The sequence below is a fragment of the Klebsiella ornithinolytica genome (assembly GCF_030505655.1).
Taxonomy (GTDB): domain Bacteria; phylum Pseudomonadota; class Gammaproteobacteria; order Enterobacterales; family Enterobacteriaceae; genus Klebsiella; species Klebsiella ornithinolytica.
In genome coordinates, this window is the sequence record NZ_CP130153.1 from 1,177,526 (window position 1) to 1,197,819 (window position 20,294).

Below are 20,294 nucleotides of genomic sequence, written 5' to 3' on the forward strand. Positions count from 1 at the left end.
ACGATTAACAATGTTGTAATCTGTGCAACAAATGAGCAGAAAATAAAGCGCGCTGGAATCGTGCAAAACCTTCACAAAACCCACGTATTGATAAGGATGATGGTATGAACTTAAAGGTCTGTCTGACCTTCGTACTCGCGAGTATTGCCTGCGGTAGCCAGGCGCGGGATCTGCAGGCGATTCAACAAAGCGGTGAGTTGAAAGTGGGCGTTCCGGGCGACTATGCTCCGCTGGCGTTCCACAACGAAGCGGGCGAACTGCGTGGTTACGACGTGGATATGGCAAAGGATCTGGGGCAGAAGCTGGGGCTTAAGGTCACCTTTGTGCTGACCAGCTGGCCGACGCTTTCCAGCGATCTGAAGGCCGATAAGTTTGATATTGCGATGGGCGGTGTCACTGAAACCCCGGAACGGGCTAAAGATTTCGCCCTCAGCCATCCGGTGGTGGCAAACGGAAAAATCGCCCTGGCGAACTGTATGGCGGCCCCGGCACTCGGCAGCCTGGAAAAGATTGACCGCCCCAATGTGAAAGTGATTGTTAACCCGGGCGGCACCAATCAGAGCTACGTCGATGCTCATCTCAAACATGCGCAGATTATCAGGGTCAAAAATAACGTCGATAATCTCGAGGCGTTACGCCAGAAAACCGCCGATATGATGGTCACCGACCTGATTGAAGGCGTCTATTACGAGAACAAAGAGCCCGGTGTCTTCTGCGTCGCGACGGATAAACCCTTCCCGGGCACCGCCAGTTTTAAAGTCTATATGATGAACAAAGATAATCAGCCGCTGCTGGAGAAGGTGAACCGCTGGCTGGACAGTCAGGATAAAAATATCCTCAAACAAAAATGGAAGATTCACGAATAGGTGCCGGCGGCCGGGAGTAAGCGTCAGATTTTTCCGCCCTGCGGCCTTTAGCCTTTTCGCCCTTTCACGCGAGCGCGGACGGTATCCCGCATCGCGCGAATTAACGTCTCTTTGCTGCGCCCGCGGCGAAAGATCAGCGAAAAGGGAGCCTGGTAGCCATATTCTGTCGGCAGCAGGGCGCGCAGCTTTTGCGCTTGTACCCACGGCAGCGCATAGTGCTCCGGCAGATAGCCGATATATTTGCCGGACAAGATGAGCATCAGCTGTGCTTCCATACTTTCGGCGCTGGCTTCGCTCTGCTTAAAGCCTTTACGCCCCAAATCACTGCTGCTCCAGTAGCTGCGGGTGACCATCCGCATCGGCGAAATCAGCGCTTCCGTCAGATGTTTAACGGTAAAGAGCGGGTGCTTATCGCCGCAGTAGAGCCAGTTTTGTTCGCGATAGAGCGGATGAGAAATCACGCTGTTGGCCTGAAGTGAGAAGGTCCCGACGGCGAGATCCAGTTCGTTATTCAACACGCCCTGTAAAAGCGCGTTCGGACTTCTGACCTGCAGGTTTATCTGTACCCGCGGGAAGCGTTCGCTGAATGTCGCAATAATATCGCTCATGGGCAGCATAGGATCGGTAATCGTAGAATCGATGACGCCAAGATTAAAGATCCCGGTTTGCTCGCCCCGCAGAGTGGCCGTATTGCGTTCGAAATCCTCCAGCGAATTCAGCAAATCGATGCTTTGCTGAAGGACGGTTTCCCCTTTTTCCGTCAGCGAAAATCCGCCTCTGCCACGGCGACACAGAATGATTCCCAGCTTCTCTTCAAGCTCACTCATATAGTTGCTGATGGCCGAAACCGTCAGGTTAAGCTCCTGCTGGGCATTGGCGTAGCCCTGATATTTTGCGACGGTGATAAAAACGTGTAACAGGCGCAGATTGGGAAATTTGCCCACTGACATAGGGGAATACTCCACTGTAAGTCCCGGGTTTTGTTTTTATTTTTCTAAACTAATTTTTTGGCTTTGACTATTTTTTCTCTGTACTACGTTCCGCAGTATCTCTTTATCGCCCCGATAAGCCATGGAGAAACTGCAATGACATCCGCAACTGAACATGAGTACCCGCAGCCGCAGGATGGTGAAATTCCGCGCTTCAGCGGATTACCGACCTTTTTCCGTCTTCCGTTTGCCCCGCAGACCAGCGAACTGGATATCAGCGTGGTGGGGGTGCCGTGGGATGGCGGAACCACTAACCGTGCCGGCACACGCCACGGGCCGCGCGAACTGCGCAATGCCTCCAGCCTGGTGCGGCGGATCCATCCGGTGACCCGCCGCTCTCCCTACGATTATGCGCGGGTAGGCGATCTGGGCGATGTGCGGATTAATCCCGTGGATATGCAGGATAGCCTGGCGCGCATTGAGGCCTGGTATCACGCCCTTAATCAGCAGCAGGTAATGCCGTTAACCGCGGGGGGCGACCATCTCACCACCTTGCCGATTTTGCGGGCGCTGGGACGGAATAAGCCGCTGGGCATGATCCATTTTGATGCCCATTCGGACACCAACGACAGCTATTTTGGCGGTGAGCGCTTTACCCACGGCACCCCGTTTCGCCGCGCCGTGGAAGAGGGGGTTCTCGACCCGAGACGCACGGTGCAAATCGGTATTCGCGGCGCGCTGTTCTCCGCGGATGAACACCGCTGGGCGGAGGAAAACGGCATCACGATTATCCGTATGGAGCAGGTCAATGAACTGGGCGTCGAGCGGGTGATGCAGCGGGCGCGGGAGATTATCGGCGACCAGCCCACCTACATCAGCTTTGATATCGACGTGCTGGATCCGGTCTATGCCCCCGGCACCGGAACGCCGGAAATTGGCGGTATGACCACCTTGCAGGCGCAGCATTGTCTCCGCCAGCTTGCCGGGTTGAACCTGATTGGTGCCGACCTGGTGGAGGTATCGCCGCCGTTTGACCAGGGCAATCTTACCAGCCTGACCGGCGCGACCCTGATGTTCGAACTGCTTTGCCAGCTTGCCGATGCTCATCATCGGCGCATTTCTGCTTAACCGGAGCCAACTGATGAAAAAATGTCTCTCACTAGGTTATCTTGCGACCACGCTGGGACTGGCGTTGGGGCTGGCATCGGCGGCGCATGCGGCCGATGCCACTCTCTCACCGGGAAAAATAAAAATAGCTATGGAAGTGGCCTACCCGCCATTTGAATCCTGGCAGGATGACGCCATCGTGGGGTTCGATGCCGAACTGGCGGCGCTGCTCAGCCAGCAAACAGGCTTAACGCTCCAGCTGGTGGATACGAAATTCAGCAGCCTGATCCTTGGTCTGAGCGGCGGGCGCCAGGATGCGGTGATCTCGGCGCTCTATATCACCGAGGAACGTACCCGTCAGGCGGATGCTATCCCGTACGCCAACACCGGGGCCTATATTATGGTGCGCAGCGACAGTCCCGTGGCGCCGCAAACGGAACACGATCTCTGTGGGCTAACCGTCGGACTACAGCAGGGGACTTCATGGGTGAAAAAGCTGCAGGCGCTTTCGGCAGGCGATTGCCAGCAGCAGGGCAAAGGGGCTATTGAGATTAAAGAGTTCCCGACCTCGCCGGAGACGCTGCAGGCGCTGCTCTCCGGAAATATTCAGGCCCAGGTGGATATCGCTGGCGTGGTCAGCCTGTTTACCCAGCGTAGTAAAGGCCGCCTGAAGGTGAGTTCCCCGCAGACGATTTACCCGCAAACGCTGGGGATTTACGTTCGCAAAGGCAACACGGCGCTGGCGCAGCAGCTGACTTCGGCATTGAAAACGCTGCGTGACAACGGGGAATATCATGCTTTGCTGCAGAAATATGCCGCCTACGGTATTACGGATAACGCGCCGCAGCCCTGAGATGAAAAGCGGAAATGTTGTGATGAACGAGCCATTTAATGAGATCTATATCACGGTTTTTGCCTGATTATCGTTCAGGTAAAACTTAATTCTCATAGTTATCAATTGATTACTGTCTTTTTACCATCCTTTGTGTATTCAGTGTGTAAAATTACACACTGATCACAATTCCTCTCCCCTCCGCATGTTTTAATTCCCCTCACCAAAACAGAGAGGAATTCATATGAAACACATGATGATTTGCTGCGGCGCTGGCGTAGCGACCAGCACCGTCGCCTTAAATAAACTGCAGGACTTCCTGAAAAAAGAAAATATCCTCGATAAGGTTCGTATTTCACAAGGTACCGTGGCGGAAGCCAAAACCCGTGACGACGTCGATTTTATCGTCTCGACGTCGCCCGTTGCGCTGTCCGTTCCGGTCATTAACGCTCTGCCGCTATTAACCGGCATGGGTACCGATAAAGTGTTCAGCAGCGTGAAAGAATTAATTCTCGCCGAGGGTTAAGCCATGTTTATTGTTGATTACATCGTGGGTTTAGGCGCATCGGTGATGATGCCGCTGATATTTATGCTCCTCGGTCTATTATTACGTCTGTCCCTCAGTAAAGCCCTGAAAGCGGGCTTAATGGTGGGGATCGGGTTTATCGGCTTAAGCATTACGGTGAACCTGATGATCGATTCTCTGACGCCCGTCAGCCACGCGCTGGTAGAGCGTTTCGGTCTGAATCTGAACGTGCTGGATGTGGGCTGGCCCGCGGCAGCGGCGGTGGCGATGGGGACGCGCGTCGGAGCGCTGGTGATTCCGGTGTGCGTGGCGATTAACGTGCTGATGCTGTACACCAAAACCACCCGGGTGTTGAACGTCGATATCTGGAACCTGTGGCATCACGCGTTTACCGGCTCATTGGTGACGATTATTACCGATAGCCTGTGGCTGGGGATATTTGCCGCCGGGATTAACTGCATTATTACGATGGTGATTGCCGACCGTACCAGCGGCGATGTTGAAAAATATTTAAATCTGCCCTCTATTTCGGTGCCACACGGTTTCTCCGCTTCATTTGTTCCGGCGGCATGGCTGGTGAATGCTATTGTCGACCGTATTCCGGTGGTGCGTGATATTAAAATTGATACGGAAGTGATTCAGCGGAGATTATCTATTCTCGGCGACCCGGCTTCCCTCGGGGCTATTATCGGCGCGCTGCTCGGCATTATTGCCGGCATTGAAGTCAAGGCTATTTTGCAAACTGCGATTACCATGGCGGCGGTGATGACCATTATTCCGCGGATGGCGAAGATGCTGATGGAAGGGGTCTATCCGATCAGTGAGCGTATTCAGGAAATTGCCCAGTCACGAGCCGGATCGTTCGGTAAAATTGCCATTGGTCTGGACTCTGCCGTCAGCGTCGGGCATCCGGTCACGCTGTCCGTTTCGATGCTGATGATTCCGGTGATGCTGGTTCTCGCGGCCATCATTCCCGGCAACCAGTTCCTGCCTTTTGCGTCATTAACCGGTTTACCCTTTGCCTTTGTTCTGGTAACGGCGGTATGCCGCGGCGATATGTTCCGCACGCTGCTGACCGGGCTGTTAACCCTGAGCCTGGCGCTGCTGATTGGTACCAACCTGGCGCCGATTGTCACCAGTACCGCGGTCAGCACCGGCTTCTCGCTGCCGCAGGGCACCACCAGTATCAGTAGCGTGGATTATGCCGGGGCCATGTTGCCGTGGGCGATTATCCAGAGCTTCCACCTCAAAGAGATTGGCGTCGGGATTCTGACCCTGTGCACCCTCGCGCTGGTGTTGTGGAATCGTCGCAAACTGGCCCAGGAAAATGAACAGCCGGCAGAAGCGGCGACGGAGGCAGGAAAATGATGTTTAGCGCTCAGCGAGTGGTGACATTTAACGAGGCCGTGAGTCGGACGGCCTTACTAACCCGCCTTGCCCAAAGTCTGCTGGCGGATGGTTTGGTAAAACCGAGTTTCACCGACGGCGTGCTCGCTCGTGAGGAGCGCTACCCGACGGGGATCTTTATGGAGACCCACAGCGTCGCCATTCCGCATACCGAGTTTGAGCATGTTAACCACACCGGGTTTGCCATCGGTATCAATCGGGCCGGCGTGGCGTTTCACCGTACCGATGAGCCGGAAGAGAGGGTGGTGCCGGAGATCGTGGTCATGATGGCCATTGATAAAACTTGCGAAAAAGTGGCAATTATTCAATCCTTATTCGCATTATTAGCCGATCGCGATCGCGTTAACGATATCGTTAAAATGACGCCAGAGGAGATTGCAAAAGTGTTCACCGATGCCGTCGTCACGCAGTAAGATAAAATGATGGGCGCCAGACGGTGAGGCCGGAAGCGGAGAGGGGAAAGATGTTACGAATCAGCGACGTCATAGAGTTAGCGATGGTCAGTCGCAAGACTATCTATAACGCGATCAACAGCGGCCGGCTGAAGTATCAGCTGGTGAATGTTGATAACCGCCAGGTTCGTATGTTCCTTGAAGAGGATGTGTTTGAAGCCTTTCCAAAAACCAGCCGCAGCACCACGCAAGAGCAGGAGATGCAGGCGCTACGGGAGGAGGTGGCTTCCCTCAAGTTTGCCCTTGCGGAACTGCAAAAGGCGGTCAACGCCATGGACCCTGAAGGTCAGTTCGAAATGACGTCGGTTAACGATCCGGCCAAAAAGCCCGGCCGCTAGTCAGCGGGCGGGCGCTAAGCGGTCAGACAATATCATCTACCACGCCGCCATCGACGCGCAGCGCCGCGCCGGAGGTGGCGGAGGCCTGAGTTGAGCAGACGTACACCACCATATTAGCCACTTCATCAACCGATGCCGCCCGCTGGATCACCGAGCTGGGGCGATGGGTCATCACAAACTCTTTGGCGAGCTGGTCCAGCGGTTTACCGGTTTTCGCTACCTCGTCTTTCATCATTTCGGCAAAGCCATCGGAAATCGTCGGGCCGGGCAACACGCTGTTCACCGTCACGCCGCTACCGGCTACAAATTTCGCCAGCCCGCGCGCCAGCGACAGCTGAGCGGTTTTGGTCACGCCATAGTGAATCATGTCCGCCGGAATGTTGCGCGCCGACTCCGAGGAGATAAACACCACCCGGCCCCAGCCTTTTTGCACCATCGCCGGCAGCAGCGCACGCGACAGCCTTACGCCGGACATAACGTTGGTCTGCCAGTAGTTTTCCCAGATGGCATCGTCGGTGTCGTAGAAGTCCAGCGGGCCATAAATCCCGGCGTTATTGACCAGAATATCGACGCCGTTTACCGCCTGCAGGAGCTGCGCGACCCCTTCGCCACCGCTGAGGTCGGCAACGGCAGCGCGCGGCCTGGCGCCGGGTACCTCGTTTTGCAGGCGAGCGATGGCCTCGTTGACGCTACGCTCGCTGCGCCCGTTGATTACCACCTCCGCGCCGCTGGCCGCCAGCCCTTTGGCGATAGCAAAGCCAATTCCGGCCGTGGATGCGGTCACCAGCGCAACTTTCCCCGAAAGATCAATCTTCATAACTCTGGCCTTATGTGTTGTCAGACAGACCATTAAGCGTAGCAGCTGATGAGGGCGTAGGCCGGGGATCGCCTGAGTAAAGGCTCAATAACCCCGCTGTTTATCCACCAGATTGTTCAGCGGCAGCGCACGCTGCTGGCGGTGAATGTTCTCCAGCAGCTGGCGGGCAATCACCTCCGCCGGCGCGATCGAGGCCATATGTGGGGTGATGACCACCTGCGGATGCAGCCAGAGCGGGTCATCCTGCGGCAGGGGTTCAACGGGGAAGACATCCAGTACCGCGCCCGCCAGACGGCCGCTATCCAGCGCCTGCAGAATATCGTGATTCACCATATGTTCGCCGCGCCCGCAGTTGATGAGTACCGCGCCTGCGGGAAGCCGATCGAGCAGCGGCCGGGCGAGAATACCGCGAGTCTGTTCGGTGAGCGGCAGAACGTTGATCAGCGCATCCAGCTCAGCAAAAAATTCACCGGCCTGCGCATCGCCGTGATAGCACCGGACGCCGGGGAGTTGTTTCTCGCTGCGCGCCCAGCCGGAAACGTGATACCCCAGCCCGGCGAGGCGGGTGGCGATATAACCGCCGATTTCGCCAAGTCCCATCACGCCAATGTGAAAATCGCTGGCGGCCCGCTGCGGATAGATCTTCCAGACCCGCTGGCGTTGATGCGCCAGCGCGCGGTCGAAGCTGCGCTGAAACCACAGCACGCCCCATAGCGCGTACTCGAACATCCCGTGACGGAAATCCTCATCCACCACCCGGCAGAGCGGAACAGAGCTGGCGAACAGGTTATCGGGGAGATGGTCTACCCCGGCCGATGCGGCCTGGATTAATTTTAATGCCGGCGAACGCGTCAGCAGGCTGGTATCGGGAAACCAGCAGCTGGCATATTCCGCGGTGCGTGCCGCCGGATGTTCGGGCAAGACCGCGGTCACGTCCGGGAACAGCCGCAGCGCCTCGCAAATCTCGCGGGCATAGTTCTGGTCATTGCAATCGACAACGATAGTCAGGTTTGGCATAGGCGTTAGTCTTTGTAAGAAGTGTCGAGACGGTTCAGGCGGCGCAACCACGCCTGCCAGACCAGCTGGCGCTCATGTTCCACGCCCATCAGCTGTTCGCAGGCATGCTGGCTCAGGTGGGCAGGAATGGTGTGGATGGCGCTGAGCGGAGCGAGCTGGGCGCTGGCCATTTGAATTTCGCAGGCGCGGTTGAGGTAGTACATGATGTAAAACGCGTCGGCGACGGTACGCCCGACCGACAGCAGGCCGTGGCTTTGCAGAATCATGGCGATATGATCCCCCAGCGAGCGCTGAATACGTTCGCGTTCGTCGAGGTCAAACGCCACGCCCTCATACGGGTGATAGCCGACGCGCTGATAAAACTCGGTGCTGATCTGGTTAAGCTGTAACAATCCCTGCTGGCAGGCGGCGACCGCCATGCCCGGCAGCGTATGGGTATGGATGACGCAATGCGCATCTTCCCGCGCCATATGCACCGCGCTGTGGATGGTAAAGCCGGCCGAGTTGGCCGGAGCGTGGCCCTCTACGACCTTTCCCTGCATATCGACGACGATGAGATTACTGGCCGTCACCTCATCGAACATCATGCCGAACGGGTTAATCAGAAACCGCGGTTCGCCGTCGCCCGGCAGGCGCACGGAAAAGTGGGTGTAAAGCGTATCTTCCCAGCCAAACAGTGCCGCAAGCCGGTAGGCGGCAGCCAGATCCTGGCGTAGTTCACGTTCAGTCGTCATTTATTGCACTCCCATAAATTCACGTATGCGGCTCAGCGCCGGATCTTCCGCGCCGTTGCGGATGCGCTGTGGAGGCACATCGCTCGCCACGACGCCGTTTTCCATCATCACCACCCGGTCAGAGATGGATAAAGCGAAGTCCATCTCATGGGTGACGATCAGCATCGTCATCCCTTCACGGGCAAGAGACTGAATCACCTTCAGCACTTCCCCCACCAGTTCGGGATCCAGCGCGGAGGTGGGTTCGTCAAACAGCATGATGTCCGGTTTTAAAGCCAGCGCTCTGGCGATGGCGACGCGCTGCTGCTGGCCGCCGGAGAGCTGCCAGGGGTATTTTTCGGCATGGGCCAGCAGGCCGACGCGATCCAGCAGATAGAGGGCCTGCTCTCTGGCCACCCGCTGCTCAACCAGCTTGTGATACAGCGGGGCGAGCATGACGTTATCGAGCACCGTGCGGTGAGGGAACAGGTTGAAACTCTGGAAAACCATGCCGATACGCCGCACGCCGGCGCGCATCTGCGGCTTATCCACGATTGCCGCCCCCTTAAGGTAATCTTCGCCATAGAGCACGATCTCCCCGGCATCGATGCTTTCCAGCGCGTTAATGGTGCGGATAAGGGTGGTTTTGCCGGACCCCGACGGCCCGATGATGCTGATGACCTGACCGTTTTCGACTTTCAGATCGATACCTTTCAGGACCTGATGCTGGCCCCAGGATTTCTCGATCGCGCGCAGATCGAGCGCCGGCGGGTTGCCGCTGGTGGGTTCGGCTTTCGCCGTATGCTGCGGCGCCTTCAGCGACTGACGCAGGGCGTCACACTCGGCGTCATTGAAGGTCTGCGGGCGCTTTTGCTGAATATCCAGTACATTTTCCAGCGCCCGGAACAGCCAGGTGAAGACCGTTACCACCATGACGTAGTAGACCGCGACCGCCAGCAGCGTCTCCATGACGAGGAAGTTTTGCGCATACAGGCGCTGTCCGGTGAGCAGCAGCTCCGGAAGTGAAATAACCGATAATATTGAGCTGAGCTTAATAATCGTGATGTATTCATTAATCAGGGTGGGTAACGAAATACGAAACGCCTGCGGAATAATAATTAAGCGCTGAATGCCAATAAAGCTGAAACTTAATGCGTGACCGGCTTCGCTTTGTCCTTTCGCCACTGACATTAATCCGCCGCGATGGATTTCCGCCATATACGCTGCTTCGGTAACGGTCATCGACACTAATCCGGCAATAAACGGAATACCGAGCAGCGGCTGCGTAACCGGAAAGAGCTGCGGCAGGTTATAGACAAAGACCAGCAGCACCATTAACGGCACGCTGCGAAAAAACCAAATATAGAGTTCGACGGGAACCTTTAGCCAGCGCGGACCTGAGAGCTTCGCGCAGGCTAATAAAAATCCTAATACCAGGCCAATAAACCAGGACAATGAACTGACGACGATGACGGTGATACACGCCTGCCAGAATGCCCCAACGCTAAATAATGAGAAAAAGTATCCCCAATCGAACTCCATACCGACTCCTGTTGCTCGTGTGCTTTATTGTATTTAATCGATGCGCTCTAAATTGTATTTCTTGATAATGGCGTCATATTTGCCGTTGGCTTTTAAGGTGGTTAATGTTGATTTAATGGCAGTCACCAGTTCGCTATTTCCCTTCGCAACGTAAATCCCCAGAGGCAACGGGTAGACCAGCCGCGTGGAGCTGATAGCCAGCCGTCCACGACTTTTATCGACAATGATTTGCGCCGCCGGGGCGATTTCTAACTGCGCGTTAATGTTTTTCGACAGCAGGGCCTGCGAGGCTTCCGGCGCGGTCGGGAACTCCTGGATGCTGATGGCCGGTTTACCGTTCTTCAGGCAATACTCGTCCGAGTGATTCTTCAGGCTGGTGACCCAGGTGGTGCCCTGCTGCAGGCCCACCTTGACGCCGCAGAGCTCGTCTTCCGTTTTGGGCTGAATCGCGCTGCTCTTCAGGGCGATAATCGACGCGCCGGAGAGGGCGTAAGGGATCGCATCGGCCTGTTTCAGGCGCTCAGGCGTGACGTACATCCCGGATATCACCGCGTCGTATTTCTTGCCGATGCCTAAAATCAGGCTGGTGAATTTGGTATCGATCAGCTGTGGCTTCGCGTTGAGCTGTTCGGCAATCAGCGCGGCAAACTCCGGATCGAGGCCAACGATGTTGTTGTTGCTGTCATAGGATTCAAACGGCGGATAGGTGACCTCCATGCCGACTTTAAAGACACCATCGGTCAGCAGTTCTGCGGCCTGGGTCAGCGGAGAAAAGCAAGCGGCGACGGCGATGCCCAAAGCCACACGGTGCGAGAGCGACTTAAGCGTTTTTTTCATCATGTATCCTCACGGGTTATTAACGGTTTTTTGCTGTGCTTGTTTCTTCAGGTGACCAAAGGTGTTGGTGCCGCGCGCGCGCTCCGGAAGCTGCAGCTCGCCGCGGGTGACTTTCTCACGCAGGTAGCGATAGGTTTGCAGCGCCTGGCTCCACATATGCTCGCCAATGCTTAATTCCTGGTAGTCGCTGGCTTCCCCGGCGGCTAAAAAATTGGGCAGCGGCCGAATAAGCGTGTGGTAGTCGCAGGCGAAAAACAGCGGGAAGGAGTAGCGTTCCTGCGGCACCTTGCGAACACGGTGAGCTGTAGCAACAAATGTGCCAGCGCTTAATACTTCCAGCATGTCGCCGATATTGATCACGAAAGCCTCTTCTCCGGCGGCGCTCTTCGCCGGCGGCGCATCGATCCAGACGCTTTCTTCGTTCAGGACTTCCAGGCCCGGCTGGTCGGCGAGCAGCAGGGTGAAGCACTCGTAATCGGTGTGTGCACCAATACCGGGAACATCCTCGGCGCTGGCGTCAAAGGGATAGTGGATCAGGCGCAGCTTCGACGGCGGGCAGGTCACCATCGCCTTGAAATATCCTTCCGGCAGGCCAAGGGCGAGGGCGAAGGCGTCAAACAGGCGATGGCCAAGGGCGAAAACCGCGTCATAGTAGGCCAGCACCCGGGATTGAAATTCCGCCAGTTCCGGCCACTCGTTGGCACCAATCAGCGGCGTGCCGGCCAGCACAAACGGATGGTCGTCCGCCGCCTGGAAGCCAATATCGAACGCCTCTTTATGGTCCGGTTTGCCGGAGCCGTAAATCTCTTCGCCTTCGGGGACGTAGCCTTTATGGCTGCGGGAATGGCCGATGTAGTACTGCATCTTTTGCTCCATCGGCAGGGCGAAGAGCGCTTTTGCCGCCGCGCGGATGCCGGCGATCAGTTCAGGGGCAATGCCGTGGCCGGTGATATAGAAAAAACCGACCTCCCGCGCCGCTTTGCCGATGGTGTCGGCGACGGCCTGGCGCTTTGCCAGACTGTCGCTGGCCAGATCGCTGATATCGATGGTCGGTAACTCAGTGAAAGAACTTTTTGCGACGCTCATTACGACAGATCCTTTTCGGTTAGCGATAAAAACTCGGCGAAATGCTGCTGTTGATGTTTCGCCATCCACGCATTCAGCGACCACAGGTCGGCCACCGGGACGTTGGTGAACGGCAGGTGATGCAGATAGCCGTCGGGGCCAAACTCGGGTGTCAGCGTGGTGTGCTGATACCCACGCCGGCGCTGCGAGTGCCAGATTTGCTGCCAGAAGCGCTGTTGAAACTGCAGCGCAGCCCGATATTCCGGCGCGGCCGGATGGGGCACCTGCGGCCCCTGGTCATAACCAGCGCGGGCCTGAATGTGGTGCACGCGGTCGATAAACGCGCTGAAATCATCGCAGGGGTCATCCAGCAGACGTTCACTCACCACAATCCAGTGGCTGATATCGGCGGTAAACCGCAGCTCAGGCAGCTGCTGGATAATCTCGAGAGTCAGCCACGGGCTATACAGCGAGGTGGCGCGATGGGTTTCAAAGCTGCAGGTCAGCTCATACGCCGCCGCCAGCTCGTGGGCCTGGCCAAGAAAATCCACCTGCTGCGCCAGCGGCCAGCGGTCGTTGCCGGCCAGCAGATTAACGAAGCGAGGGTTCAGCGCTTTGGCGTCATCAAAACGACCTTTCAGGCGTTCAAGATGCTGCCGGGGCGTGTCGGCCTGAGCGGGGATCACGCCGCCGCCGCTGAATACGATAGCGATATATTCCAGCGCCGATTCCTGCAGGCGTCGGGCCAGCGTCTGCTGCTCTTCCGGGATCAGCGGTACGCGTGCTTCGATGCCGCCGCAGCCGACGCTTTTCAGCTCGCTGACCGTTTGTTGCCACGGGGTGGTGACCCCCCAAAGCGTACGAAAAACCGTGAGTTGCATGAGCCGAATCCTCTATGGGTATTTCACGCCGGGCAGGACGCAGAGCATTTCGTACAGCAGGTTTGCCGCCAGCTGGGAGGTGTTGCCACTCACGTCGTAGGGCGGAGAGACCTCGACCAGATCGCCGCCAATCAGGTTCAGGCCGCGGCAGCCGCGAACGATTTCCAGCGCCTGAATCGATGTCAGGCCGCCGACTTCCGGCGTGCCGGTACCGGGCGCCCAGATGGGATCGAGACTGTCGATATCGAAACTGAGATAGACCGGACCGTCGCCCATCTGCTGGCGGACTTCGGCCATCAGCGGGGCGAGGGATTTGTGCCAGCACTGCTCCGCCTGTACCAGGCGAAAGCCCTGGTCGACGCCCCACTGGAAGTCGCCGGCGGCGTAACCCTGGGCACGCTGACCAATCTGCACCACCCGTTTGAGGTCCAGCAGCCCCTCTTCAACGGCGCGGCGGAAGGTGGTGCCGTGGGCGATTTTTTCCCCAAACATTTCATCGTTGGTATCGGTATGCGCATCGACATGAATCAGGCCAACCGGGCCATGTTTTTTAGTCAGGGCGCGCAGGATTGGCAGGGTGATGGTGTGGTCACCGCCAAGGGTCAGCGGGATCAGCGGGAAACTATTTAAACCGGTGTAGTAATCCTCGATGATCTGCACCGATTTGAGCAGGCTGTAGGTATTTATCGGTACGTCGCCAATGTCGGCCACCGACAGCGATTCGAAAGGCGCCGCGCCGGTTGCCATGTTATAGGGGCGAATCATCACCGATTCGGTGCGGATATAGCGCGGCCCATAGCGGGTGCCGGATCGCTGAGAGGTACCGATGTCTAACGGGATGCCGACGAATGCCGCATCAAGTCCCTGTAAATCTTCAATAAACGGCAGGCGCATCATCGTTGCGCGGCCGCCAAAACGTGGCATCTCGTTGCCACCCTGCGGTTGATGAAAGACGTTATCCATTTCAGCTCCTGAATCTGACACACAAATACTCGACAGGGAGATAGTGCGAAAGATGGGCTGGACTTTACATCGTCTGCCGTAAATACTTAGTTCATTTATTGGTGAACTAAGTATGCTCAACGACGGCAGTCTCAACATTCGGCAGCTGCAGGTTTTTGAGGCGGTGGCGCGCCTGGAAAGCTATAGCAGAGCCCAGCAGGAGCTGGGGATTTCCGTGTCGGCGATCAGCAACGCGATGTCTCAGCTGGAAGGGCAGCTGGGGTTCAGCCTGTGCCAGCGGGGGCGCGGAGGCTTCGCCCTGACCGAGAAAGGGCAGCAGTTTTTACAGCAGGCGATTCGGGTGCTGAGCGAGCTGAACGAGCTGGAGCGCCAGTCGGCGCTGCTAAAAGGCGAGCACAGCGGCACGATTTGTATTTCAACGCTGGACTCGATTGAAACTGAAACCGCGCTGTCGCTGCCGGTGGTGCTGCGTAGCTTCAGCGATAAGTTTCCCCATGTGCATATCAAGCTGATTATCCGCACCCCGGCGGAGCAGCTGAACGGCGTGCTGAACAACCATATCGATCTGGCGATCGGCAGCTACAACTCCCAGGTGCATAACATTATCAGCGAGCCGCTCTATCGCGAGCAGCACTGGCTCTACTGCAGCGATCTTCATCCGATGTTTTTCAGCCGCCAGCTCGATAAAGACCACATCAGCCAGTGTCCGCTGGTGACCCGTAGCTACTGGAATACCAGCGATCTGCGGCGGCGCGGTTTCAGTAAAGGCAGCGCCACCGTGGAAACCGTCGATGCGCAGCTGCTGCTGATTCTTTCAGGAAAATATATCGGCTATCTCCCTGAGCATTATGCCTGGCCGTGGATCAAGGAGAACCGGCTGCGGGTGCTGCTGCCTAACGAATTTGGCTTCCAGTCGCCGTTTTCGGCGATCTGCAAACGCGGGCGCAGCAACGAGCCCTATCTGAAAGAGTTCCGCAATTTACTGAAGAAGAATACGGTGGCCAGGCCGAAGTGGAATTATTGAGGGCGGTGACAGTCTGGCCCTCCGGAGCGCAACAAGGCAAATGTTGAGTATTGCTGTTTTTCCGGGCCTGTGGCTGAATATTGAACACCCTTAACAGGCATTATTTATCTCCAGAGGAAGGAGCTGAACGATGGCATTTGAAGAGAAGAAGAAAAAAGCGATTGCGCTGATGGAAGAGAAAAAGATGTGGCGGAGCAACTATGCGCCTCCGCTGCTGCGTCTTTTCTGGAAAGTCGGCGGTAAAATGCCGCCGCCGCCGTTTGCCCCGTTCTGGCGCAATATGCTGTTCTTCGCCGCCTGGTTTGGCTGTTTATGGGGCGTTTTTATGTGGTTTAGCACCTGGCAAAGTGAAGGCTATAGCGCCCTTGACGCGCTGTTTGCCAGCGTGACCGCCGGAGGCTTATTCGGCTTTTTGATGGCACTATTTCATGCCTGGCGTAAGCGTGCCAACAAGCTGCCGGACTGGGATCGTCTTTAGCGATAAACGTGGGCGGTTAAATACCCTGGATGGCGATGTGTGTGGTGCGGAAAGTGTCTTTTACGCAACGGGTCGTGCGCAGATTGCTTCAAAAAAATGACCGTATTTGTTATATTGTTGTTCATTGCTTATTCACCTCTGCGGTGCCAAAAAGAACAAGATTCACCGCAACCCAGGAAGATAAAATGTTAGATTATCGCTTCCCGACAGCTTTGCAGATGGTTCTCAGCGTAGCGATGGCGGAGCAGTTGGGTCAACGTTCGACGAGTGCGATTCTGGCCTACGGCCTGGAAGCCAACCCGAGCTTTATCCGCAAATTAATGGTGCCGCTCACCCGTGACGGTATTATTGTCTCCACGCTGGGACGCAACGGTTCCATCCACCTTGGTCGCCCGGCGGAGAGCATCACCCTGCGCGATATCTACGTGTCGGTGATTGAAGATAAAAAGCTGTGGGCGTCGCGGCCCGATGTGCCGGCCCGCTGCGTGGTCAGCGCCAACGCCTGCTGGTACTTCAAGTCTATCGCCGACGAAGCAGAGCAGGCTTCGCTGGATGTGTTAGCTCGCCATACCGTGGCAAGCGCGCTGGAAAAGGTCAAAAAAGGCGATACCAGCGGCTGCGAGCTGCTGCCAGAACTGGATAGCCTGTATAAAAAAACGCATTAATCCTGCCTTCAGCACAAAAAATGCCTTCACTCAGAAGGCATAGGTTGTTGATAATAAACGATCTTCCTACATTGCCCGGCGGCGCTTCGCTTGCGCGGGCCTACAGAGATTATCTCATCGTTTGCTAGTGCGGGTTTTGTTGGCCAGCAGAGATTATCTCATCGTTTGCTAGTGCGGGTTTTGTTGGCCAACAGAGATTGTCTCATCGTTTGATAGTGCGGGTTTTGTTGGCCAACAGAGATTATCTCATCGTCTGATATTACGGGTTTCGTAGGCCGGGTCAGGCGTCAGCCGCCACCCGGCAAAACGCGCGCAGTGTTCAAAACAGGTTTGTCACCCGTCTCCGCCTTTACTGGGTGGGGTAGGTTATTGATAACAAGCGAGCTTCTTATATTGCCCGGCGGCGCTTCGCTTGCGCGGGCCTACAGAGATTGTCTCATCGTTTGATAGTGCGGGTTTTGTTGGCCTACAGAGATTGTCTCATCGTTTGCTAGTGCGGGTTTTGTTGGCCAGCAGAGATTATCTCATCGTCTGATATTACGGGTTTTGTAGGCCGGGTCAGGCGTCAGCCGCCACCCGGCAAAACGCGCGCGCAGTGTTCAAAACAGATTTGTCACCCGTCTCCGCCTTCATCCAGAAGGCGGTTTTTTTGCTGTGACCTATTCAGGCTGCGCTTCCAGCGCCGGTTTACCGCGTGTGACCAGCTTACGCAGCGTGACGTAGAACACCGGCGTCAGGAACAGACCAAACAGCGTCACGCCGAGCATCCCGGAGAACACCGTAATCCCGGTGACGCCGCGCACTTCTGCGCCCGCTCCGTGGCCGAGGATCAGCGGAATTGTTCCGGCAATAAAGGCGATGGAGGTCATCACGATTGGACGCAGACGCAGGCGGCAGGCTTCCAGCGCGGCTTCCATGATCCCTTTCCCCTGAATTTCCAGCTCGCGAGCAAACTCAACAATCAGGATGGCGTTTTTACAAGCCAGCCCCATCAACACCACCAGTCCAACCTGCACGAAGACGTTATTATCGCCGCCGGTGAGCCAGACGCCGAACAGGGCGGAGAGCAGAGTCATCGGAACAATGAGGATCACCGCCAGCGGCAGCGTCCAGCTTTCATACAGCGCCGCCAGCACCAGGAACGCCAGAAGTACCGCCACCGGGAAGACAATCAGCGCCGTGTTGCCCTGGGTGGCCTGCTGGAAGCTCAGATCCGTCCATTCGATGTTCATACCATTCGGCAGCAGCTGGCCGGACATCGCGGCCAGTTTGGTCATCGCCTGAGCGGAAGAGAGTACCCGAGGATCGGCGTCGCCGATCAGATCCGCCGCCGGATAGCCGTTGTAGCGGATCACCGGATCCGGCCCGTAGGTCGTGCTGATATTGACCATACTGCCGATCGGCACCATTTCACCCTGGTTATTCCGGGTGCGCAGATTGGCAATATCCTCCACGCTGTCGCGGAACGGCCCGTCGGCCTGCGCCATGACGCGCCAGGTTCGGCCGAACTGGTTAAAGTCGTTCACATAAGATGAGCCCAGGTAGGTCTGCAGCGTACCGAACAGATCGGTCAGCGATACCCCCTGCGCTTTCGCCTTGTCGCGATCGACCTGCACATCCAGCTGCGGTACGTTTGCCTGGTAGGTTGAAATAGGGAAGTGCATTCCCGGCGTTTGCATGATTGCCCCGGACAGGGTATTCACCGCCGTTTGTAGCGCACCGTAGCCTAAGCCCCCTCGATCCTGAATATACAGCGAGTAACCGGACCCCTGGCCGAGGCCGAGAATCGGCGGCGGCAGGATTGAGAAGCCAAAGCCTTCCTGGATTTGCGCGATTTTGGCATTGATCTCGGCGTTAATTTCCGCCGCAGAATGTTTACGCTGATCGAACGGCTTCAGGCCAAAAAATACCGTACCGGTGTTCGGCGTATTGGTGAATTGCAGCGCGTTAAGTCCTGGAAACGCCACCGCATAATCCACGCCTTCAGTGTTCATCCCGATTTCGCTCATTTTACGGATGACCGCGTCGGTGCGGGCCAGCGAAGAACCTTCCGGCATTTTCACGCCGCCAATCAGGTAGAGCTTGTCCTGGGTGGGAATAAACCCGCCCGGCACGGCTTTAAACATCACCCCGGCGGCGCCGAGCAGCAGCAGGTAAACAATAAACACGGCGCCACGTCGTCCGAGCGTTTTGCCAACCAGCCCCTGGTAACCGTGCGAGCTGCGATGGAAAAAGCGGTTAAACGGGCGGAACAGCCAGCCGAACAGGCGATCGATAAGCCGGGTCGGGAGATCTCTTGGCGCGCCGTGCGGCTTCAGCAGCAGGGCCGCCAGCGCCGGGGAGAGGGTCAGCGAGTTGATGGCCGAGATCACCGTCGAAATCGCGATCGTCACCGCAAACTGTTTATAGAACTGCCCGGTTACGCCGGAGAGGAAGGCCATCGGTACGAACACCGCGCACAGCACCAGGGCGATGGCGATAATCGGCCCGGAAACTTCACGCATCGCCTGGTGCGCCGCCTGCAGAGGGGCGAGCCCCTCCTCGATATTGCGCTCGACGTTTTCCACCACCACAATCGCGTCGTCCACCACGATCCCAATGGCGAGAACCAGACCGAACAGGCTCAGGGTGTTAAGCGAGAAGCCAAGCAGATAGAGAATACCGAACGTCCCCACCACCGAGACCGGTACGGCAATCAATGGAATAATCGATGCGCGCCAGGTTTGCAGGAACAGGATCACCACCAGTACCACCAGCACTACCGCTTCGAGCAGGGTTTGCACCACCGCGCGAATAGAGTCGCGCACAAAAACGGTGGGGTCGTAAGGGGCGGCCCACTTCATGTCTTCCGGGAAACGCGTGGACAGTTCGTCCATTTTGGCGCGTACCGCATTCGACAAATCAATGGCGTTGGCCCCCGGCGACTGGAAGATGCCGATCCCGACCGCATCTTTATTGTTAAGCTGGGAACGTAGCGCGTAGCTGCCCGACCCCATTTCGATGCGTGCAACGTCGCGCAGGCGTACCAGCGAACCATCCTGGGCCGTTTTGAGAATGATATTGCCGAACTCTTCTTCCGTGTGCAGACGCCCCTGGGCGTTAATCGAGATCAGGAAGTCGCTCTCTTTCGGCAGTGGCTCGGCGCCAAGCTGCCCGGCGGACACCTGCACGTTTTGCTCCTGCATCGCCGTCACCACATCGGAGGCGGTCAACCCACGTGCGGCCACCTTATTCGGATCCAGCCAGATTCGCATGGCGTATTCGCCGGCACCGAAAATCTGGATTTGGCCGACGCCGGGCAGGCGCGCCAGTTCGTCCTTCACTTTTAAGGTGGCGTAGTTACGCATATACAACGAATCGTATTTTCCGTTGGGCGAAAACAGATGCACCACCAGGGTGAGCGTCGGCGACTGTTTCTGGGTGGTGATCCCCAGACGGCGTACATCTTCCGGCAGACGCGCTTCGGCCTGTGATACCCGGTTTTGTACCTGAACCTGCGCCTGATCGGGGTCGGTGCCAGGACGGAAGGTGACGGTGGTAACCAGTACGCCGTCGGAGCCGGCGACGGACTTCATGTACATCATGTTTTCGACGCCGTTGATCGCTTCTTCCAGCGGCGTCGCCACGGTCTCAGCGATCACTTTCGGGTTGGCGCCCGGATACTCCGCGCGTACCTGCACACTCGGCGGTACGACGTCAGGGTATTCGCTGACCGGCAGCAGCGGGATGGCGATGAGCCCGGTAATAAAAATCAAAATCGACAGCACCGCGGCGAAAATTGGCCTGTCGATAAAAAAGCGGGAAAAGTCCATGCGTCGGATTCTCTGGTAAGGGA

Annotated in this window: 20 protein-coding genes; 10 read left to right on the forward strand and 10 right to left on the reverse strand. The window is 56.9% G+C overall.

What is annotated here, in order from left to right:
* Positions 1 to 104: 104 nt before the first annotated feature.
* Positions 105 to 866 carry a transporter substrate-binding domain-containing protein gene (locus Q1L34_RS05650; RefSeq protein ID WP_004866701.1) on the forward strand — a complete coding sequence of 254 codons (762 nt, stop codon included), beginning with the start codon at positions 105 to 107 and terminating at the stop codon, positions 864 to 866.
* A gap of 47 nt (positions 867 to 913) precedes the next feature.
* On the opposite strand, the gene Q1L34_RS05655 is transcribed toward Q1L34_RS05650, so the two are convergent.
* The gene (locus tag Q1L34_RS05655) at positions 914 to 1,816 is read right to left on the reverse strand and encodes a LysR family transcriptional regulator (RefSeq protein WP_004866683.1); all 903 of its coding nucleotides are present in this window, start codon (positions 1,814 to 1,816) and stop codon (positions 914 to 916) included.
* A gap of 135 nt (positions 1,817 to 1,951) precedes the next feature.
* Between Q1L34_RS05655 and speB (Q1L34_RS05660) the strand changes: the two genes are divergently transcribed.
* The 6 genes from speB (Q1L34_RS05660) to Q1L34_RS05685 all read left to right on the forward strand — a co-directional run bounded on the left by speB (Q1L34_RS05660) (position 1,952) and on the right by Q1L34_RS05685 (position 6,457).
* Positions 1,952 to 2,923 (forward strand): agmatinase, encoded by a 972-nt coding sequence (gene speB, locus Q1L34_RS05660; protein WP_069476504.1) that lies wholly within the window; start codon positions 1,952 to 1,954, stop codon positions 2,921 to 2,923.
* A 13-nt stretch (positions 2,924 to 2,936) separates the two neighbouring features.
* Positions 2,937 to 3,755, forward strand: coding sequence for an ABC transporter substrate-binding protein (locus tag Q1L34_RS05665; protein WP_048025145.1), 819 nt, complete (start codon positions 2,937 to 2,939; stop codon positions 3,753 to 3,755).
* A gap of 223 nt (positions 3,756 to 3,978) precedes the next feature.
* Positions 3,979 to 4,260, forward strand: coding sequence for a PTS sugar transporter subunit IIB (locus Q1L34_RS05670; protein WP_004866676.1), 282 nt, complete (start codon positions 3,979 to 3,981; stop codon positions 4,258 to 4,260).
* A gap of 3 nt (positions 4,261 to 4,263) precedes the next feature.
* Entirely contained in the window at positions 4,264 to 5,628 is a 1,365-nt protein-coding gene (locus Q1L34_RS05675) for a PTS galactitol transporter subunit IIC (RefSeq protein ID WP_004866671.1), read from the forward strand.
* On the forward strand, positions 5,625 to 6,080 hold the full coding sequence (locus tag Q1L34_RS05680; RefSeq protein ID WP_004866667.1) for a PTS sugar transporter subunit IIA: 456 nt from the start codon (positions 5,625 to 5,627) through the stop codon (positions 6,078 to 6,080). The genes Q1L34_RS05675 and Q1L34_RS05680 overlap by 4 nt, the downstream gene beginning before the upstream one ends.
* Before the next feature lie 50 nt (positions 6,081 to 6,130).
* Complete coding sequence (locus Q1L34_RS05685; RefSeq protein WP_004866665.1) at positions 6,131 to 6,457, forward strand: MerR family transcriptional regulator; 327 nt, start codon at positions 6,131 to 6,133, stop codon at positions 6,455 to 6,457.
* A 22-nt stretch (positions 6,458 to 6,479) separates the two neighbouring features.
* Here the strand turns inward: Q1L34_RS05685 and Q1L34_RS05690 are convergent, their stop codons facing one another.
* From Q1L34_RS05690 to speB (Q1L34_RS05725), 8 genes are all read right to left on the reverse strand, one after another.
* Entirely contained in the window at positions 6,480 to 7,274 is a 795-nt protein-coding gene (locus Q1L34_RS05690) for an SDR family NAD(P)-dependent oxidoreductase (RefSeq protein WP_327204393.1), read from the reverse strand.
* An 84-nt stretch (positions 7,275 to 7,358) separates the two neighbouring features.
* Complete coding sequence (locus Q1L34_RS05695; RefSeq protein ID WP_071359724.1) at positions 7,359 to 8,291, reverse strand: 2-hydroxyacid dehydrogenase; 933 nt, start codon at positions 8,289 to 8,291, stop codon at positions 7,359 to 7,361.
* Between the two features lie 5 nt (positions 8,292 to 8,296).
* Positions 8,297 to 9,025: a class II aldolase/adducin family protein gene (locus Q1L34_RS05700; RefSeq protein ID WP_004866655.1), complete on the reverse strand. Its 729-nt coding sequence runs from the start codon at positions 9,023 to 9,025 to the stop codon at positions 8,297 to 8,299.
* Positions 9,026 to 10,546 carry an amino acid ABC transporter permease/ATP-binding protein gene (locus tag Q1L34_RS05705; protein WP_004866653.1) on the reverse strand — a complete coding sequence of 507 codons (1,521 nt, stop codon included), beginning with the start codon at positions 10,544 to 10,546 and terminating at the stop codon, positions 9,026 to 9,028.
* A 33-nt stretch (positions 10,547 to 10,579) separates the two neighbouring features.
* A complete protein-coding gene (locus tag Q1L34_RS05710) occupies positions 10,580 to 11,383 on the reverse strand; it encodes an ABC transporter substrate-binding protein (RefSeq protein ID WP_044023589.1) in 804 nt (267 codons plus the stop codon).
* Between the two features lie 9 nt (positions 11,384 to 11,392).
* Positions 11,393 to 12,469, reverse strand: a complete 1,077-nt coding sequence (locus tag Q1L34_RS05715) for an isopenicillin N synthase family dioxygenase (protein ID WP_015585910.1) — start codon at positions 12,467 to 12,469, stop codon at positions 11,393 to 11,395.
* A complete protein-coding gene (locus Q1L34_RS05720) occupies positions 12,469 to 13,329 on the reverse strand; it encodes a sugar phosphate isomerase/epimerase family protein (protein ID WP_015585911.1) in 861 nt (286 codons plus the stop codon). Before Q1L34_RS05720 ends, Q1L34_RS05715 begins: the two co-directional genes overlap by 1 nt.
* Before the next feature lie 12 nt (positions 13,330 to 13,341).
* Entirely contained in the window at positions 13,342 to 14,292 is a 951-nt protein-coding gene (speB, locus tag Q1L34_RS05725) for an agmatinase (RefSeq protein WP_004866639.1), read from the reverse strand.
* Positions 14,293 to 14,404: 112 nt separating this feature from the next.
* Between speB (Q1L34_RS05725) and Q1L34_RS05730 the strand changes: the two genes are divergently transcribed.
* The 3 genes from Q1L34_RS05730 to oqxR all read left to right on the forward strand — a co-directional run bounded on the left by Q1L34_RS05730 (position 14,405) and on the right by oqxR (position 16,459).
* Entirely contained in the window at positions 14,405 to 15,316 is a 912-nt protein-coding gene (locus Q1L34_RS05730) for a LysR family transcriptional regulator (RefSeq protein ID WP_004866636.1), read from the forward strand.
* Positions 15,317 to 15,446: 130 nt separating this feature from the next.
* The gene (locus Q1L34_RS05735; RefSeq protein ID WP_004866634.1) at positions 15,447 to 15,794 is read left to right on the forward strand and encodes a DUF6404 family protein; all 348 of its coding nucleotides are present in this window, start codon (positions 15,447 to 15,449) and stop codon (positions 15,792 to 15,794) included.
* A 185-nt stretch (positions 15,795 to 15,979) separates the two neighbouring features.
* Entirely contained in the window at positions 15,980 to 16,459 is a 480-nt protein-coding gene (gene oqxR / locus Q1L34_RS05740; protein ID WP_004866631.1) for an efflux pump transcriptional repressor OqxR, read from the forward strand.
* Between the two features lie 659 nt (positions 16,460 to 17,118).
* On the opposite strand, the gene oqxB is transcribed toward oqxR, so the two are convergent.
* Entirely contained in the window at positions 17,119 to 20,271 is a 3,153-nt protein-coding gene (gene oqxB / locus Q1L34_RS05745; RefSeq protein WP_015585912.1) for a multidrug efflux RND transporter permease subunit OqxB, read from the reverse strand.
* Positions 20,272 to 20,294: the final 23 nt, after the last annotated feature.

What these genes read in the sequence shown, in the direction of transcription:
- Q1L34_RS05650 (WP_004866701.1), top strand. Translation starts at nt 105, where the DNA reads ATGAACTTAAAGGTCTGTCTGACCTTCGTACTCGCGAGTATTGCCTGC.
- Q1L34_RS05655 (WP_004866683.1), bottom strand. Translation starts at nt 1,816, where the DNA reads ATGTCAGTGGGCAAATTTCCCAATCTGCGCCTGTTACACGTTTTTATC.
- speB (WP_069476504.1), top strand. Translation starts at nt 1,952, where the DNA reads ATGACATCCGCAACTGAACATGAGTACCCGCAGCCGCAGGATGGTGAA.
- Q1L34_RS05665 (WP_048025145.1), top strand. Translation starts at nt 2,937, where the DNA reads ATGAAAAAATGTCTCTCACTAGGTTATCTTGCGACCACGCTGGGACTG.
- Q1L34_RS05670 (WP_004866676.1), top strand. Translation starts at nt 3,979, where the DNA reads ATGAAACACATGATGATTTGCTGCGGCGCTGGCGTAGCGACCAGCACC.
- Q1L34_RS05675 (WP_004866671.1), top strand. Translation starts at nt 4,264, where the DNA reads ATGTTTATTGTTGATTACATCGTGGGTTTAGGCGCATCGGTGATGATG.
- Q1L34_RS05680 (WP_004866667.1), top strand. Translation starts at nt 5,625, where the DNA reads ATGATGTTTAGCGCTCAGCGAGTGGTGACATTTAACGAGGCCGTGAGT.
- Q1L34_RS05685 (WP_004866665.1), top strand. Translation starts at nt 6,131, where the DNA reads ATGTTACGAATCAGCGACGTCATAGAGTTAGCGATGGTCAGTCGCAAG.
- Q1L34_RS05690 (WP_327204393.1), bottom strand. Translation starts at nt 7,274, where the DNA reads ATGAAGATTGATCTTTCGGGGAAAGTTGCGCTGGTGACCGCATCCACG.
- Q1L34_RS05695 (WP_071359724.1), bottom strand. Translation starts at nt 8,291, where the DNA reads ATGCCAAACCTGACTATCGTTGTCGATTGCAATGACCAGAACTATGCC.
- Q1L34_RS05700 (WP_004866655.1), bottom strand. Translation starts at nt 9,025, where the DNA reads ATGACGACTGAACGTGAACTACGCCAGGATCTGGCTGCCGCCTACCGG.
- Q1L34_RS05705 (WP_004866653.1), bottom strand. Translation starts at nt 10,546, where the DNA reads ATGGAGTTCGATTGGGGATACTTTTTCTCATTATTTAGCGTTGGGGCA.
- Q1L34_RS05710 (WP_044023589.1), bottom strand. Translation starts at nt 11,383, where the DNA reads ATGAAAAAAACGCTTAAGTCGCTCTCGCACCGTGTGGCTTTGGGCATC.
- Q1L34_RS05715 (WP_015585910.1), bottom strand. Translation starts at nt 12,469, where the DNA reads ATGAGCGTCGCAAAAAGTTCTTTCACTGAGTTACCGACCATCGATATC.
- Q1L34_RS05720 (WP_015585911.1), bottom strand. Translation starts at nt 13,329, where the DNA reads ATGCAACTCACGGTTTTTCGTACGCTTTGGGGGGTCACCACCCCGTGG.
- speB (WP_004866639.1), bottom strand. Translation starts at nt 14,292, where the DNA reads ATGGATAACGTCTTTCATCAACCGCAGGGTGGCAACGAGATGCCACGT.
- Q1L34_RS05730 (WP_004866636.1), top strand. Translation starts at nt 14,405, where the DNA reads ATGCTCAACGACGGCAGTCTCAACATTCGGCAGCTGCAGGTTTTTGAG.
- Q1L34_RS05735 (WP_004866634.1), top strand. Translation starts at nt 15,447, where the DNA reads ATGGCATTTGAAGAGAAGAAGAAAAAAGCGATTGCGCTGATGGAAGAG.
- oqxR (WP_004866631.1), top strand. Translation starts at nt 15,980, where the DNA reads ATGTTAGATTATCGCTTCCCGACAGCTTTGCAGATGGTTCTCAGCGTA.
- oqxB (WP_015585912.1), bottom strand. Translation starts at nt 20,271, where the DNA reads ATGGACTTTTCCCGCTTTTTTATCGACAGGCCAATTTTCGCCGCGGTG.